Here is a 14,650-nt window from a genome sequence, read left to right as displayed (position 1 = left end):
ACCACTTCCGTCGAACCGATTCGATCAAGCATCCGGGCCGTCGGCCCTGGGCCTGTCGGCCCGCGCCATATTAAGGCCGGATACCCGCTGGTTCGTCCCGGTCTGCGGTTGCGGGTACGGCCGCCACCGGCCTCTGCCGCAGTACGGCGGCCCCCGCGACCAGCGCGAACGCCAGCAGCGTGACCAGCCCGAAGGACACCACGAGCGAGGTCGCGTCCGCCACCGCACCGATCGCCGACGGCGCGATCAGCCCCGACGTGTACGTGATCGTCGCGACGCCCGCGATCGCCTGCGCCGGGGCCGGCCCGCTGCGCGCTGCCGCCGCGAAGGCCAGCGGGACCACCACCGCGATGCCGAGTCCGATCAGGCCGAAGCCCGCCAGCGCCGCGGCCGGGTGGCGGACCGTCACCACGAGCACCCCGCCCGCGGTGGCCAGGACCCCGCCCGCCCGGACCGTGCGCACCGGCCCGAACCGGTCCACCACCCGGTCCCCGGCGAGCCGGGCGACGGCCATGGTCAGCGCGAACGCCGTGGTGGAGGCGGCCGCGAGGCCGGCGTCCGTGTCCAGGACGTCCCGCAGGTAGACCGCGGACCAGTCCAGGCTCGCACCCTCCGCGAAGACCGCGCAGAAGCCGATCAGGCCGATCAGCAGTGCGGACTTCGGGGGCAGCGCGAAATGCGGCGGAGCCTCGGCCTCCGCGTCGCTGTGCAGATCCAGCACCCCCCGTACGGCGACCAGCGCGGCCGCGGTCAGGGCGAGCGCGGCGACGAGGTGGTGCAGCCGGGCGTCGGCCCCGGCGTGCGCGGCGACCGCGCCCGCCGCCGAACCCAGCAGCGCGCCCACGCTCCACATGCCGTGCAGCGAGGACATGATCGAGCGCCCGAGCCGGTTCTCGGTCTCCACGCCCAGCGCGTTCATCGCCACGTCCGACATCCCGGAGGTGGCGCCGTAGACGAAGAGGGCGCAGCACAGCGTGGCCAGGTTCGGCGCGAGGCTCGGCAGGATCAGGGACAGGGTCCACAGGGCCAGCAGCGCGCGCAGGGCGGTGCGGGCCCCGAAGTGGTGGTTGATCCGGCCGGCCAGCGGCATCGCGAGCGCCGCGCCCAGGGCGGGGAAGGCGAGGGCGAGGCCCAGGGTGCCCGCGCTGAGCTGGGCGTGGTCCTGGATCCAGGGGATGCGGGTCGCGAAGGAGCCGGTGACGGCCCCGTGGGCGCAGAACACGGCGGCGATGGCGAAGCGGGCCCGGCGCAGGCGCGCCGGGCCGAGGTCTGTTTCCCCTGTCATGGCATTAAACTATCAGGGAACCTACCTGATAGTCAGCGGCCCGGAGCTACCTAGGATGGGCGCCGTGACTCCTGCCAAAGCCCTGGCCCCCGCCGTTCCCTCGCCTGCGTCGCCGAGCACGGCCCGGGCCATCAACGACCGGCTCGCCCTGCGACTCCTCCAGGAGGAGGGGCCGCTGACCGCCACTCAGCTCAAGACGATGACCGGCCTCTCCCGCCCTTCGATCGCCGACCTCGTCGAGCGGCTGACCGGTGCCGGGTTGATCGAGGTCGTGGGGGAGTCGGGCGAACAGCGCCGCGGCCCCAATGCCCGGCTGTACGGGATCGTCGCCCACCGCGCGTACCTGGCGGCCCTGGACGTACGGACGGACAGCGCGACCGCGGTGGTCGCGGACCTGCTCGGCCGCCCGCTGGCCCGGTCCGCCCTCCCGGTGGACGCCGTCGAGGAGGCCGTGGACGTGCTCGAGGCGCTCGCGCGGGAAGCCGGCACGGACGGGCTGCACACCGTCGTGGTCGGCGCCCCGGGCCTGGTGGCCCCGTCCGACGGGGTGCTGCGCAGCACCGTCGGCCTGCCGTCCTGGCATCGGGACCTGGTGGCGGCCCTCCGGCGGCGGCTGCCGGCCACGGTGGTCGTGGAGAACGAGACCAACCTCGCGGCCCTCGCGGAACAGCGGGTCGGGGCCGCGCAGGACCTGGACTCCTTCGTGCTGCTGTGGCTCGGCGCGGGCGTCGGCGCGGCGGTGGTCCTGGACGGGCGGCTGCGGCGGGGCGCGTCGGGCGGGGCGGGCGAGATCGGCTTCCTGCCGGTGCCGGGCATGGGCCGGCTGCCCGCCGCCACGGACTGCGAGGGCGGGTTCCACGCGCTGGTCGGCCGGGCGGCGGTGGCCGCGCTCGCGGCGGAGCACGGCTGGGCCGGGCCGGTGGAGGAGGCGGTGGCGGGCGCCGCGGGCGGGGCCTTCGTCGAGGTCCTGGCGGAACGGCTCGCCCTGGGCGCGGCGGCCGTCGCGGCGGTGCTGGATCCGGGGTGTGTCGTTCTGGCGGGTGGGTTGGGCCACGCGGGCGGCGCCGGCCTGGCGGCCGCGGTCGCCCGGCGGCTGACCACGCTGACGCCGGTGCCGATGGAAGTCCGGGCCACCGCCCTCGGCGACCCGGCGGTCCTCACGGGCGCGCGGCTGGCCGCCCGCGAAGCCGCGCAGGCGGATCTGTTCGGCGGCTGACCTGCGCAGGTCCGGAAGGCGGCGTCCGTCACCCGACACCGCCTAGCGGTCGTCGAGACCTTCGTCGTCGTGCAGTCTCCGCCAGATGCGGGTGCGGTGCAGCACGTAGAGCGACATGAGCAGGAAGCCCACCTGCAGTCCCACGGCGAGCAGCCAGAAGACGGCCCCGCTCTCCAACTCATCTGTCAGGTAGGCGAAGTTCATGCCGAAGAACCCCGTGAGGAAGGTCAGCGGCAGAAAGATCGTCGACACGATCGCGAGACGGTTGATCACGCTGTTCTGATCGCCGGACACCAGGGAGGAGTAGGTGGCGAACGTCCGGCGGGCGGCGTCCTGGAGGGACTCGATGTCGGTGAGCACCAGCCTGGAAGTGCGCTGGTACTCACGGGCGAGCCGCTGGCGCTCCTCCGGGAAGTTCCGGTTCAGCACCCTGCGCGTCACGGCCTCCTCCGCCGCTTGGTGGTAGGGGAGGAGCGTGTGGTGCAGGAGGGCCGCGGTCCGTCGCAGCTGCGCCAGCCGGTAGAGCTGCTCGGGCTCCCGCTTCCGGAACATTTCGTCTTCCAGGTCCTCCACCTCCAGAAGGGCCTGGAGCGCGGTCCGGCGGTAGGTCTCCAGGGCTTCGTCCAGCAGCAGGAACAGCATGGCCACCGTGTCCGGCGGTCTTTCGTGCGGGAGGCGGCCGGTGAGGCTCTCCACCAGCCCGGCCGGCCCCCGGTGCACCGTGACGAGGTGGCGCTCGGTGACCAGGGCATGGACGTGAACGACCCGGCCGGCCTCGATCGCGGGCACGACGAACGCGGCGCTGTCCCCGAGGAACTCGGCCCGGGCGGATTCCCCCTCCCGGCCGAGCCAGGCCACGTCCTCCGCCTCCAGGCCGAGCAGCCCGGCGACCTGCTGTTCGCCGGGCGGGGCCTCCTCGGGCAGCTCCATGTCCACGAACAGGAAAGGGGATGCCGCAAGGCGCTCACGCGCCTCCGACACGCGGGTGCGCGTCACGACGCCTTCCGGCATGGACACCACCGATACGATCATCGACCCTCACCGTGGTTCACGCCGTGGATCATGCATGACGGTGTCTCCATACTGTCGCTCACGGGGGCACGCGCAAGCGCAACGACGACTCCCGCCCGGCGGTCTCAGCCTCCCGCCCGGCCGGCCCCGGCCTCTGCTGCCGTCGCGGCCCGGGCCGCCAGGAACTCGGCGAAGGTGCCCTTGCCGGACGCGTGGGACGGGGCCAGGTTGCCGCCGCGGCAGAAGGCCGCGTACGCCTTCCCCGCCAGGGGCAGCGGGAACACCGTGCGCCGCCGCCCCGTCGCCGCCAGGTACGACCGGCCCAGTTCCACCAGTGTGTGGATCTCCGGGCCGCCCATGTCCGTGACCCGGCCCGCCGGGGTCGGGACGGCGAGTTCCGCCATCCGGTCGGCCACCTCCTCCACGGCGACGGGCTGCACCCTGACCCCCCTCGGCAGCGGCAGCGGCACCACCGGCACCTTCGCCAGCGCGTCCACCGCCATCGCCACCAGGTCGTGGAACTGGGTGGTCCGCAGGATCGTCACGCCCAGCCCCGACGCCTCCAGCATCCGCTCGACCTCGTACTTCACCTCGTAGTAGCCGAACGGGACCACATCGACCCCGACGATCGAGATGTAGACGATGTTCGTGACCGTCCCGGCCCGCCGGGCCGCCTCGATCAGGTGCCCGGCGGCCACGTCGTCGCCGCCCCGCGGGGTGCTCGCGCAGTGCACGACCACCTCCGCGCCCGCCATCGCCGCATCCAGCCCGCTGCCGTCCCGCAGATCGACCGGGTGGTCCTTCGCGTGCCGGCTCAGGACCCGTACGTCGTGGCCCGCCGCCCGCAGCCGCGTGACGACCAGCGCGCCGAGGTTTCCGGTGCCTCCGGTGACGAGGATCGTGCCCATGGTGTCCGTTCCTTCCCTGAAGGGGTTGCGTTCACCAGCCGAGACCGGACAGCCCTCAGGAATGTGACAGCTGCCGCTGAAGAAATTCCAGCTTCTCCGGGTTCACCACGCTCCGCACCTCGCGCACCAGCCCGTCCTCGATCTCCACCTGAAGCACCGTCCCGCCCACGATCAGCGCGGGCTCCCCGTTGACCTCCGCGAAGGAGATCGGCATACCGGCCGCGAACTTGCGCAGCGCGCCCACCAGGAAGCGCGCCACCTTGTCCGGCCCCAGGATTGGACGCCGGGCCGCGCCGACGATCCCGCCGCCGTCCCCCACGTACCGCACGTCGGCGGTCAGCATGCCCTCCAGCCGGGACAGGTCGCCGTCGCGCGCCGCCGTCAGGAAGGTCTCCACCAGGCTCTGCCACTGTGCCGGATCCGGTGCGAAGCGGGGGCGCGGCCCGGCCGCCCGGCCCGCAGCCACCCGGCCCGCGGCCCGCCGGTAGAGCTGCCGGCAGTTGGCCTCGGTCAGGTCCAGGAGCCCGGCGATCTCCCGGTGGCCGTACGCGAACGCCTCGCGCAGCACGTACACCGCCCGCTCCACGGGCGTCAGCTGCTCCAGCAGCACCAGCAGGGCCATGGACACGCTGTCCCGCTGCTCCGCCGACTCCAAAGGGCCGAGCGCCCCGTCCCCGGTGAGGACCGGCTCCGGGAGCCAGGGGCCGACGTACTCCTCGCGCCGGGCCCGTGCCGAGGTGAGGCGGTTCAGGCACAGGCGGGTGACGACCTTGGCGAGCCAGGCCCCGGGGTGCTCGATGTCCTCGCGGTCGGCGGAGCTCCAGCGCAGCCACGCGTCCTGGACGGTGTCCTCGGCCTCGGCGGCGGAGCCGAGCATGCGGTAGGCGATGCCGAACATCCGGGGCCGGTGCTCTTCGAAGTCCGCGACGGGTGCGGCGTCCTGTGTGATCACCGCAGCAGCCTACGAGGGGCCATGGCGGCACGTGCGAGGACCCGGTGGCCGCCGGGCCACCGGGTCCTCGCGTTCGTTCACCTACGGGCGCCGACGCGGTGTGTCAGCAGGCGCCCTGGTCCTTCCAGACGCCCCACTCGCCGGTGGTGCCGGGCTCCTCGTTCTGCGTCCACCACTGGGCCTTCCAGTTGTGGCCCTTGTGCGAGACGACGTTCCCGCTGTTGTAGACGGTGCCCGCGACGTACGCCGGGTTCGTGCAGGTCCCGCCCGGAGGCGTGGTCGGGGGAGTGGTGGGAGGCGTCGTCGGGGGAGTGGTCGGCGGGGTCGTGGGCGGGGTGGTCGGCGGGATCGTCGAGCCCCCCGGCTCGACGAGCGCCGCGCCGCGCGCCAGGTCACCGGCGAGGGCGTAGGTGGTGCCGGAGATGTTCACCGTCCAGTTGGAGGGCGTGGACACCGGCAGGTAGTAGTTGAACGCCAGGTCCACCGAGGCGCCGGGGGCCAGCGTCTGCCACGCCGGGAGCTTGAGCGAGACCCGCTGGAAGTCGCCCTTCAGGCCGCCGACGTTGGTGCCGCTGTGGCCGGTGCTGATCACCTTGGTGCCGAAACCGGACTGGTCGGAGGCGTTGGCCGGGGCCGAGGTCCCGTAGTCGAACTGGAACTCTGTGCCGCCGGGCAGCGTGGTCTTCGTGTTGTTGGTGATCTTGAGCTTCGGGGTGAGCGGGTAGTTGGAGTCGCCCAGCTTGAACGCGGTGAACTCCGTCTTGATGTCCACGGCCTGGGCCGGCAGCGCGCTGCCCGCCGTCTTCGCGCCGTACGGGGAGGCCGCCTTGAACTTGTCGTACATCAGGGAGGTGAGCGTGTCGCCCATCTCGTACTGGCCCTTGGCGGAGTTGTAGGCGTAGTCCCCCGCCAGCTCCCAGACCATCGTGCCGCCGATGCCCTTGTTCACCACGTAGTCGGCCTTGGCGGCGACGGACTGCTCGTCCTCCGTCGACAGGAAGACCTTCTTCTGGGCGTTCCACAGCCACGGCGCGACCAGGGTGGAGTCGTACTTGCGGGCGTAGGTGCCGGTCAGCGTGGTGTTCGCAGGGAAGCCGTACTTGGTGACGTAGTCGCCGACGACGCCCTTCTCCAGGTTCTTGGCGTGCCACATCGGGTTGGAGCCCGCCGGGGACTCGGCCCCGTTGGTGTCCTTGTCGTGCCACAGGTTGTCGATGCCGACCGCGCCGTCACCGCACTTGGTCAGCCCCGCGCCGACCGGGCAGGTGGTCGCGGGGGCCTTGCCCCACAGGCCGTCCGTGCCGCCCTGCACGTTCTTGAAACCGCGGGTGTAGTACGGCAGGCCCATGTTGATGCGGCCGGCCGGCATGGAGCCGCGGAAGTAGTGGTAGGCCCAGTCGGAGTTCAGGTAGCCGATGCCGCCGTACTGGGAGGTGGAGTAGACGCCGGCGGCGGCCAGTTCGCCGTCCTTGCCGTCGTCGAAGAGCGAGGCGTTCGGGCCGACGTACTCGTTCCAGGCGCCGTGCAGGTCGTAGGACATGATGTTGACGTAGTCCAGGTACTTCTGCATCTGGAACGTCTCCATGCCCCGCAGCAGGTAGCCGGAGGAGGGGGCGGCGACGGACAGCAGGTAGTGCTTGCCGTCGGCGGCGCCCGCGCGGTCGAGCTTCTCGCGCAGCGACTTCATCAGGGCGGCGTAGCCCTGGACGAGACCGGCCCGGCGGGCGTTGGAGAGCTGCCAGTCCAGCGGGTTGCCCGCGTCCTTCATGGTGGTCGGGTACTCGTAGTCGATGTCGACGCCGTTGAAGCCGTACTTTCGGATGAACTCGACCGAAGAGTCCGCGAAGGTGTCGATGCCGGCCTGGTTGACCGAGCCGTCGGCGTTGGTGGCCATCGAGTAGAAGCCGCCGGACGCGACGCGGTTGCCGTCGTCGCCGAAGTAGCCCCCGGTCTCGGCCCAGCCGCCGACCGAGATCAGCGTCTTCACGTTCGGGTACTGCTTCTTGAATTTGTTCAGCAGGTTGAAGTGGCCCTTGTACGGGAGGGCCGGATCCATCTCGGCGCCCGCGACGCCCGGCCAGGTCATCCCGGTGGCGGCGTTGTTCGCGTTGTCCGCGCCGACCGAGATCTTGTTGTCGGCGCCCACGTGGGCGAAGGCGTAATTCAGATGGGTGACCTTGGACCACGGGACGTCGTTGGCGAGGTAGGCGGGGGCGCCGTCCTTGCCGGTCCGCCACCCGGTGAAGTATCCGATGACGCGGCGCTGGTGGTCGGCGCCCATCTTCTCGCGGCCCTCGGAGTCGTAGACCGAGCAGTACGGGACGTCGACACCGGCCGTCTTGTACAGCCCGTCCGGGCGACAGCTCTCGTTGTCGGCGGCGTGGGAGACGCCGGTGGAGAGCCCGCCCACCAGCAGTCCGGCGATTGCGGCGCCGGATGCCAGGAGCATCGCTCTCGTACGTGTGGGGGACGGCATGGTGCCTCCTGGGGAGGGGAGGATGGCAGGACACGAAAGGGCACAACAGGCGGAAAAGTGGTGCGTGTTGGCCCGTGACGTGCGCACATCTGACGGGCTGTCTCCCGAGGAGGATGAAGGGAACGTTAAGAGGACTAGACCACCTCGTCAATAGGTCTGTACCAATCGCAGGCGTACTTGACAGACTCCCGCGGAACACCCTCTCTGTGACCCAGGCCACAGCTCCTCACTCGCATGGCCGCCGATCACCCGTGGCAAACTGGCAGCAGTACCAGTAAGCAGCGCACTCCGGGGTCGGTGTAATTCCGAACCGGCGGTATAGTCCGCGACCCGTCCGCAGCCAGCGGCCGGTTGACCAGGTGAAATTCCTGGACCGACGGTGAAAGTCCGGATGGGAGGCAGTGCGCGGCGGGCCAGTCACCGGTACGCCGCCGTCGGCGGTTCATCGGCGTATCCCCTGTGGATGCGTCCGGGCGGACCGTTTTTTCGGCCTCGGCGTCCCCGCGTGTGCTGAACCGCTTCATCTGTCGTATCCCGACAGGCCCCGGAGTCCGTGCCCGACGAGGCAGGAGGACCCGGTGGCGAACCACGCCGCGAACGCACCGCACGACGCCGTCGGCGGCGGCCATGCCGATGCGCAGGCCATGCGCCGAGCCGTCGAGCTCGCCGCCCGCGGCCTCGGCTCCACCAGCCCCAACCCGGTCGTCGGCTGCGTCATCACGGACGCCGCCGGCACCGTCGTCGGCGAGGGCTGGCACGAGCGGGCCGGCGGCCCGCACGCCGAGGTCCACGCCCTGCGCGCGGCAGGCGGGGCGGCCCGCGGCGGCACCGCCTACGTCACCCTCGAACCCTGCAACCACACCGGTCGTACCGGGCCCTGCGCGCAGGCGCTCGTCGAGGCCGGCGTCACCCGCGTGGTCTACGCCGTCGCAGACCCGAACCCGCAGGCCAGTGGCGGTTCCGACACCTTGCGCGCCGCCGGGATCAAGGCCGAGGGCGGCCTCCTGGAAGCCGAGGCCGCAGCCGGCAACGCCGCCTGGCTCACCTCCGTACGCCTCGGCCGCCCGCACGTGACCTGGAAGTACGCGGCCACCCTCGACGGCCGCAGCGCCGCCGCGGACGGCAGCAGCCGCTGGATCACCGGCCCGGAGTCCCGCGCCGACGTCCACCGGCTGCGCGCCGAGGCCGACGCCGTCCTCGTCGGCGGCGGCACCCTGCGCGAGGACGACCCCCACCTGGCCGTACGCGGCGTCGAAGGGGCCACCCAGCCGCTGCGCGTCGCCCTCGACACCCGCGCCGGCCTCCTGCCGACCGCCCGCATCCTCGACGACGCCGCACCCACGCTGCTCGTCACCGGCGAGGACGCCGACACGCGGCACCTGCCGGGCGTCGAGATCCTCCGCCTCCCCCTGCACGACGGCCGCATCGCCGTCCACGACCTGCTCGCGCAGCTGCACGACCGCGGCGTGCGCTCCGTACTCCTCGAAGGCGGCCCCACCCTGGCCGGAGCCTTCCTGGAGGCCGGAGCCGTCGACCGCGTCATCGGCTACCTCGCCCCGGCGCTCCTCGGCTCCGGCCCCGCCGCCCTCGCCGACGCCGGCATCACGAACATCGCCCGCGCGGTACGCCTCGACATCACCGAGGCCGTCCGCGTCGGCACCGATCTCCGCATCACCGCAGTACCCGAAATCACCGCAGTACCCGAAGCCGCCCCCACCACCGCCCCCAAGGAGCACTGAGTGTTCACCGGAATCGTCGAAGAACTGGGCGAGGTCACCGCCGTCGAGCAGCTCGCCGAAGCCTCCCGCTTCCGCCTGCGCGGCCCCGTCGTCACCGACGGCGCCAAGCACGGCGACTCCATCGCCGTCAACGGCGTCTGCCTGACCGTCGTGGAGACCGCCGACGGCGAGTTCACCGCCGACGTCATGCAGGAGACCCTCAACCGCTCCAGCCTCGGCGCCCTGACCCAGGGCTCCCGGGTCAACCTGGAGCGCCCGATGGCCCTCGGCGGACGGCTCGGCGGACACCTGGTCCAGGGGCACGTGGACGGCACCGGCGAGATCCTGTCCCGGACGCCCTCCGAGCACTGGGAGCTCGTCAAGATCGCGCTCCCCGCGCACCTGTCCCGGTACGTCGTCGAGAAGGGCTCCATCACGGTCGACGGCGTCAGCCTCACCGTGGTCGAAGCCGCCGCCGACCACTTCACCATCAGCCTCATCCCCACCACCCTCGCGCTGACCACGCTCGGCATCAAGCAGCCCGGCGACCCGGTCAACCTCGAGGTCGACGTCCTCGCGAAGTACGTCGAACGCCTGCTGGCCGCCGGCGTGAACCCGCTGACCGCCAAGGAGGATCAGCAGTGACCGCCCTGACCTGGCTCAACGCGGAGGCCTTCACGGTCTTCGACCAGAAGGTCATCTGGTCCGACATGATCGGCAACCTGATGGGCCTGGCCGCCCTCGCCCTCGGCTGGCGCCGCTCCCTGTGGACCTGGCCCGCCCAGCTCCTGTCCGGCCTGATCCTCATAGCCGCCTACGCCTCCGCCCACCTCGCCGGCGGCGTCGGCAAGCAGCTCCTGGTCATCGGGGTGGCCGCATGGGGCTGGCGCGCCTGGCAGCTCGGGAAGAAGCAGGCCCAGGACGGCACCCTCGCCGTGCGCACCGCGACCTGGAAGGAGCGCGGACTGCTCCTCGCCGGGGCGGCCCTCGGCACCCTCGCGGTCGGCGGCCTGTTCATGCTCTACCCGGACCTGTCCTGGAGCCCGTGGGCCGACGCCTACATCTTCGTCGGCACGATCGTCGCGATGGTCGCCCAGGCCCGCGGCCTCGTCGAGTTCTGGTTCGCCTGGCTCCTCGTCGACCTGGTCGGCGTCCCGCTCGCCTTCACCAACGGACTGGCCTTCTCCGGCCTCGTCTACGTCGTCTACTTCGCGCTCGTCCTGTGGGGCGCCCACGACTGGTACCAGCGCTCGCGCACCACCCCCGCCCCGGCCCTGGAAGGAGCAACGGCATGACCACCCTCAAGCCCGTGCCCGACATCGACGCCGTCCTCGAGACCGCCTTCCGGCTCGACCCCGTCGAGCAGGCCATCCGCGACATCGCGGCCGGCCGCCCGGTCGTCGTCGTCGACGACGAGGACCGCGAGAACGAGGGCGACCTCGTCGTCGCCGCCGAGAAGGCCACCCCCGAGATCGTCGCGTTCATGATGAGCGAGTGCCGCGGCCTGATCTGCGCCCCCATGGAGGGCCCCGAGCTGGAGCGGCTCGAGCTGCCCCAGATGGTCCAGCACAACACCGAGTCGATGAAGACCGCCTTCACCGTCTCGGTCGACGCGAGTGCCGCACACGGCGTCACCACCGGCATCTCGGCCGCCGACCGCTCCACCACCCTGCGGATGCTCGCCGACGGCGTCTCCGAGCCCTCCGACTTCGTGCGCCCCGGCCACGTCTTCCCGCTGCGCGCCAAGCCTGGCGGCGTCCTGGTCCGCAACGGCCACACCGAGGCCGCCGTCGACCTCGCCCGCCTGGCGGGCCTGCGCCCCGTCGGCGCGATCGTGGAGATCGCAGGCGAGGACGGCGTCATGCTGCGCCTGCCCGAGCTGATCCCGTTCGCCCGCAAGCACGGCCTGACGATCATCTCCATCGAGGACCTGATCGCCTACCGCCGCTCCGCCGAGCCGACCGTGCGCCGCGAGGCCGAGGTCACCCTGCCGACCGCCCACGGCGACTTCACGGCGTACGGCTACCGCTCCACCGCCGACGGCGTCGAGCACGTCGCCCTCGTCCACGGCGAGATCGGCGACGGCAAGGACGTCGTGGTCCGGGTCCACTCCGAGTGCCTGACCGGCGACATCTTCCACTCGCTGCGCTGCGACTGCGGCCCCCAGCTGCACGCCTCCATGGCCCGCATCAAGGAGGCGGGCCGCGGCGTGGTCGTCTACCTGCGCGGCCACGAGGGCCGCGGCATCGGACTGGTGTCCAAGCTGCGCGCGTACGAGCTCCAGGAGCGCGGCCGCGACACCCTGGACGCCAACCTGGAGCTCGGCCTGCCGGCCGACGCCCGCGACTACGCCGCCGGCGCGCAGATCCTCGCCGACCTCGGCGTCAAGAGCGTCCGGCTGCTGACCAACAACCCCGACAAGTCCGCCGCCCTCGTACGGCACGGCATCGCGGTCAACGACCGCGTGGCCATGCCCATGGAGGCGGGCGAGCACAATCTGCGGTACCTGCGCACCAAGCGGGACCGGATGGGGCACGACCTGCCCTGGCTGGAGCAGGCCGCGACCACCTCCGCCTGCGGCAACCAGTAAGTACGAACCACCACCCGTCAAGCACCACGAACCACGAAGCACCGAGGAGCACAGCTGTGAGCGGCAAGGGCGCACCCGAACTGAGTGTCAGGAACTGCGGAGACCTCCGGGTCGCGGTCATCGCGGCCCAGTGGCACGAGAAGGTCATGGACGGGCTCGTCGACGGCGCCCTGCGGGCCCTGCACGAGCTGGGCATCGACGAGCCCACCGTGCTCCGCGTCCCCGGCAGCTTCGAGCTCCCGGTCGTGGCGAAGGTACTCGCCGGTCGCGGTTACGATGCCATCGTCGCCCTCGGAGTCGTCATCCGCGGCGGCACCCCGCACTTCGACTACGTCTGCCAGGGCGTCACCCAAGGCCTGGTGCAGGTGTCGATCGACACCGGAGTCCCCATCGGCTTCGGTGTTCTGACGTGCGACAACGACGAGCAGGCGCTGGACCGCGCCGGGCTCGAGGGGTCGAACGAGGACAAGGGGCACGAAGCGGTCATCGCCGCCGTCTCCACCGCTGCGACCCTGCGGTCCGTCAGCGAACCCTGGCGCTGAGTGGCGGCGGGGGAGCCCGTATTCTGAGGACCATCATGGCGAACACACCCTCCAAGAGCTTCGAAGAGCTCTTCACCGAGCTCCAGCTCAAGGCCGCCGACGGCGACCCCAGCACCTCCCGTACCGCCGAGCTCGTCGGCAAGGGCGTCCATGCCATCGGCAAGAAGGTCGTCGAGGAGGCCGCCGAGGTCTGGATGGCCGCCGAGTACGAGAGCAAGGAAGCCGCCGCCGAGGAGATCTCCCAGCTGCTGTACCACGTCCAGGTGATGATGGTCGCGCGCGGGATCTCCCTCGACGACGTCTACGCGCACCTCTAGGCCGGAGCCCCTCCCGCGGGCCCCCCGCCCGCCGCTAGCCCACACCGTTCGCAATCCACGCACTGAAGGAAGCCCCATGCTGCGCATCGCCGTCCCCAACAAGGGTTCACTCTCCGGAGCGGCGTCGGCGATGCTCCATGAGGCCGGCTACCGCCAGCGCAAGGAGTCCAAGGAGCTCGTGGTCCTCGACCCCGAGAACGGGGTGGAGTTCTTCTACCTCCGCCCCAAGGACATCGCGATCTACGTCGCCTCGGGCAAGCTCGACATCGGCATCACCGGCCGTGACCTGCTGCTCGACTCCGGCGCCAGCGCGGAGGAGATCCTCCCGCTGAACTTCGGCCGCTCCACCTTCCGCTACGCCACCAAGCCCGGCACCGCGAAGGGCCCCGAGGACTTCCACGGGATGACGATCGCGACCTCGTACGAGGGAATCGTCGCCAAGCACCTCGCCGATCACGGCATCGACGCGTCCGTCGTGCACCTCGACGGCGCGGTCGAGACCGCCATCCAGCTCGGCGTCGCCCAGGTCATCGCGGACGTCGTCGAGACGGGCACCAGCCTGCGCAACGCCGGCCTCGAGGTCATCGGCGAGCCGATCCTCACCTCGGAAGCCGTCGTCATCCGCGGCAACGGCGCCGACGCCGACAACGCACAGGCCCAGCAGTTCCTGCGCCGCCTCCAGGGCGTCCTGGTGGCCCGCAGCTACGTGATGATGGACTACGACTGCCGCGCCGAGCACCTCGAGCGCGCCGTCGCCCTCACCCCGGGCCTGGAGTCGCCGACCATCTCCCCGCTGCACAACGAGGGCTGGGTCGCCGTCCGCGCGATGGTCCCGGCCAAGGAGGCGCAGCGGATCATGGACGACCTGTACGAGCTCGGTGCGCGTGCCATCCTCACCACCTCGATCCACGCCTGCCGTCTCTGACCTGACCGGTACGTCCTTCCGCTCCGTACGCCCCCTCCAGAAGGCATCACCCGCATCATGGCCGAGTCCGCCGCCCAGCCCGCACCGCCCGCCCTGCCGGTCACCTTCCGGCCGACCCGCACCCGGGCCGTCCTGCTGGGCGTCGGGCTCGCCATGTTCGCCACCATCACGGCGATCGCCCTCCTGCTGGAGAACCTCGGGCCGGGGGAGCGGATGAGCTTCATCTTCACCGCCGTCCTGCTGACCTCCGTACTCGTCCTGCTCAGCCGCCCCAAGGTGGTCGCGGACGAGGCGGGCGTCACCGTCGTCAACCTGACCAGCACCCGCCGCCTGGAGTGGGCGCAGATCCTGCGCGTGAACCTCCGCCCGGGCGACCCGTGGGTGTTCCTGGACCTCAGCGACGGCACGAGCCTGCCCGCCCTCGGCATCCAGCCCGGCGTGGCCAAGCAGCAGGCGATCGGCGACGCCCGCGCCCTGCGCGCGCTCGCCGAGGCCCGGGGCACCGGGCCACACGACCACTGAGCCGCCGTCGCGCGGACCTGGAACGGATGTCGAACATCCATCGAACGGCCCCTGAACGGGCCTTGAGCGGCTTCCGTACGAAGCACCGGAGCCGCAGCCGACCGCTGCGTCCCATTGCGGCGGCGATCTCAGTGACTACCCTGGTGGCGGGGCGCACCCGTGCGCTCTCCCACCGGCCCCGGGACCCC

14 protein-coding genes and 1 riboswitch are annotated in these 14,650 nt (G+C 71.7%); of the genes, 9 read left to right on the top strand and 5 right to left on the bottom strand.

The annotated features are described in order from the left end of the window. Positions 1-70: 70 nt before the first annotated feature. Positions 71-1,285 (bottom strand): MFS transporter, encoded by a 1,215-nt coding sequence (locus tag ACZ49B_RS09225; protein ID WP_468302332.1) that lies wholly within the window; start codon positions 1,283-1,285, stop codon positions 71-73. A 55-nt stretch (positions 1,286-1,340) separates the two neighbouring features. On the opposite strand from ACZ49B_RS09225, the gene ACZ49B_RS09220 reads away from it, so the two are divergent. After that, positions 1,341-2,501, top strand: a complete 1,161-nt coding sequence (locus tag ACZ49B_RS09220) for an ROK family transcriptional regulator (RefSeq protein WP_468302330.1) — start codon at positions 1,341-1,343, stop codon at positions 2,499-2,501. A gap of 42 nt (positions 2,502-2,543) precedes the next feature. Here the strand turns inward: ACZ49B_RS09220 and ACZ49B_RS09215 are convergent, their stop codons facing one another. The 4 genes from ACZ49B_RS09215 to ACZ49B_RS09200 form a co-directional block, all read right to left on the bottom strand. Then, positions 2,544-3,533 carry a magnesium transporter CorA family protein gene (locus ACZ49B_RS09215; protein WP_468302328.1) on the bottom strand — a complete coding sequence of 330 codons (990 nt, stop codon included), beginning with the start codon at positions 3,531-3,533 and terminating at the stop codon, positions 2,544-2,546. Between the two features lie 104 nt (positions 3,534-3,637). After that, entirely contained in the window at positions 3,638-4,420 is a 783-nt protein-coding gene (locus ACZ49B_RS09210; protein ID WP_468302326.1) for an SDR family oxidoreductase, read from the bottom strand. Positions 4,421-4,475: 55 nt separating this feature from the next. Further along, complete coding sequence (locus tag ACZ49B_RS09205; RefSeq protein ID WP_468302324.1) at positions 4,476-5,372, bottom strand: RNA polymerase sigma-70 factor; 897 nt, start codon at positions 5,370-5,372, stop codon at positions 4,476-4,478. Between the two features lie 103 nt (positions 5,373-5,475). Next, a complete protein-coding gene (locus ACZ49B_RS09200; protein ID WP_468302322.1) occupies positions 5,476-7,848 on the bottom strand; it encodes a chitinase C-terminal domain-containing protein in 2,373 nt (790 codons plus the stop codon). Between the two features lie 279 nt (positions 7,849-8,127). Next, positions 8,128-8,257: riboswitch (FMN riboswitch) on the top strand. A gap of 235 nt (positions 8,258-8,492) precedes the next feature. Here ACZ49B_RS09200 and ribD point away from each other — a divergent pair. The 8 genes from ribD (at position 8,493) to ACZ49B_RS09160 (ending at position 14,462) form a co-directional block, all read left to right on the top strand. Beyond that, a complete protein-coding gene (gene ribD, locus ACZ49B_RS09195) occupies positions 8,493-9,587 on the top strand; it encodes a bifunctional diaminohydroxyphosphoribosylaminopyrimidine deaminase/5-amino-6-(5-phosphoribosylamino)uracil reductase RibD (RefSeq protein ID WP_468302483.1) in 1,095 nt (364 codons plus the stop codon). Continuing rightward, on the top strand, positions 9,588-10,211 hold the full coding sequence (locus ACZ49B_RS09190; RefSeq protein ID WP_468302320.1) for a riboflavin synthase: 624 nt from the start codon (positions 9,588-9,590) through the stop codon (positions 10,209-10,211). It abuts the gene before it with no gap. Next, positions 10,208-10,861, top strand: coding sequence for a nicotinamide mononucleotide transporter family protein (locus ACZ49B_RS09185; RefSeq protein WP_468302317.1), 654 nt, complete (start codon positions 10,208-10,210; stop codon positions 10,859-10,861). The genes ACZ49B_RS09190 and ACZ49B_RS09185 overlap by 4 nt, the downstream gene beginning before the upstream one ends. Continuing rightward, positions 10,858-12,156, top strand: coding sequence for a bifunctional 3,4-dihydroxy-2-butanone-4-phosphate synthase/GTP cyclohydrolase II (locus tag ACZ49B_RS09180; RefSeq protein WP_468302314.1), 1,299 nt, complete (start codon positions 10,858-10,860; stop codon positions 12,154-12,156). Before ACZ49B_RS09185 ends, ACZ49B_RS09180 begins: the two co-directional genes overlap by 4 nt. Before the next feature lie 56 nt (positions 12,157-12,212). Continuing rightward, positions 12,213-12,698 carry a 6,7-dimethyl-8-ribityllumazine synthase gene (gene ribH, locus ACZ49B_RS09175; RefSeq protein ID WP_328622006.1) on the top strand — a complete coding sequence of 162 codons (486 nt, stop codon included), beginning with the start codon at positions 12,213-12,215 and terminating at the stop codon, positions 12,696-12,698. Between the two features lie 35 nt (positions 12,699-12,733). Further along, positions 12,734-13,015 carry a phosphoribosyl-ATP diphosphatase gene (locus tag ACZ49B_RS09170; protein WP_030298870.1) on the top strand — a complete coding sequence of 94 codons (282 nt, stop codon included), beginning with the start codon at positions 12,734-12,736 and terminating at the stop codon, positions 13,013-13,015. A 76-nt stretch (positions 13,016-13,091) separates the two neighbouring features. Then, positions 13,092-13,940, top strand: coding sequence for an ATP phosphoribosyltransferase (gene hisG / locus ACZ49B_RS09165; protein ID WP_468302310.1), 849 nt, complete (start codon positions 13,092-13,094; stop codon positions 13,938-13,940). A gap of 57 nt (positions 13,941-13,997) precedes the next feature. Next, complete coding sequence (locus ACZ49B_RS09160; RefSeq protein ID WP_468302307.1) at positions 13,998-14,462, top strand: PH domain-containing protein; 465 nt, start codon at positions 13,998-14,000, stop codon at positions 14,460-14,462. Positions 14,463-14,650 lie beyond the last annotated feature (188 nt).

Source organism: Streptomyces sp. NPDC031132 (genome assembly GCF_055570595.1).
Note: the sequence above shows the minus strand (reverse complement) of the source record. Positions and strands in the feature narration are given on the sequence as shown.

Excerpts from the sequence above, each read along its gene's own strand:
- hisG (WP_468302310.1), top strand. The coding sequence starts at position 13,092 with ATGCTGCGCATCGCCGTCCCCAACAAGGGTTCACTCTCCGGAGCGGCG.
- ACZ49B_RS09200 (WP_468302322.1), bottom strand. The coding sequence starts at position 7,848 with ATGCCGTCCCCCACACGTACGAGAGCGATGCTCCTGGCATCCGGCGCC.
- ACZ49B_RS09160 (WP_468302307.1), top strand. The coding sequence starts at position 13,998 with ATGGCCGAGTCCGCCGCCCAGCCCGCACCGCCCGCCCTGCCGGTCACC.
- ACZ49B_RS09225 (WP_468302332.1), bottom strand. The coding sequence starts at position 1,285 with ATGACAGGGGAAACAGACCTCGGCCCGGCGCGCCTGCGCCGGGCCCGC.
- ACZ49B_RS09170 (WP_030298870.1), top strand. The coding sequence starts at position 12,734 with ATGGCGAACACACCCTCCAAGAGCTTCGAAGAGCTCTTCACCGAGCTC.
- ACZ49B_RS09210 (WP_468302326.1), bottom strand. The coding sequence starts at position 4,420 with ATGGGCACGATCCTCGTCACCGGAGGCACCGGAAACCTCGGCGCGCTG.
- ACZ49B_RS09220 (WP_468302330.1), top strand. The coding sequence starts at position 1,341 with ATGGGCGCCGTGACTCCTGCCAAAGCCCTGGCCCCCGCCGTTCCCTCG.
- ACZ49B_RS09180 (WP_468302314.1), top strand. The coding sequence starts at position 10,858 with ATGACCACCCTCAAGCCCGTGCCCGACATCGACGCCGTCCTCGAGACC.
- ACZ49B_RS09215 (WP_468302328.1), bottom strand. The coding sequence starts at position 3,533 with ATGATCGTATCGGTGGTGTCCATGCCGGAAGGCGTCGTGACGCGCACC.
- ribD (WP_468302483.1), top strand. The coding sequence starts at position 8,493 with ATGCGCCGAGCCGTCGAGCTCGCCGCCCGCGGCCTCGGCTCCACCAGC.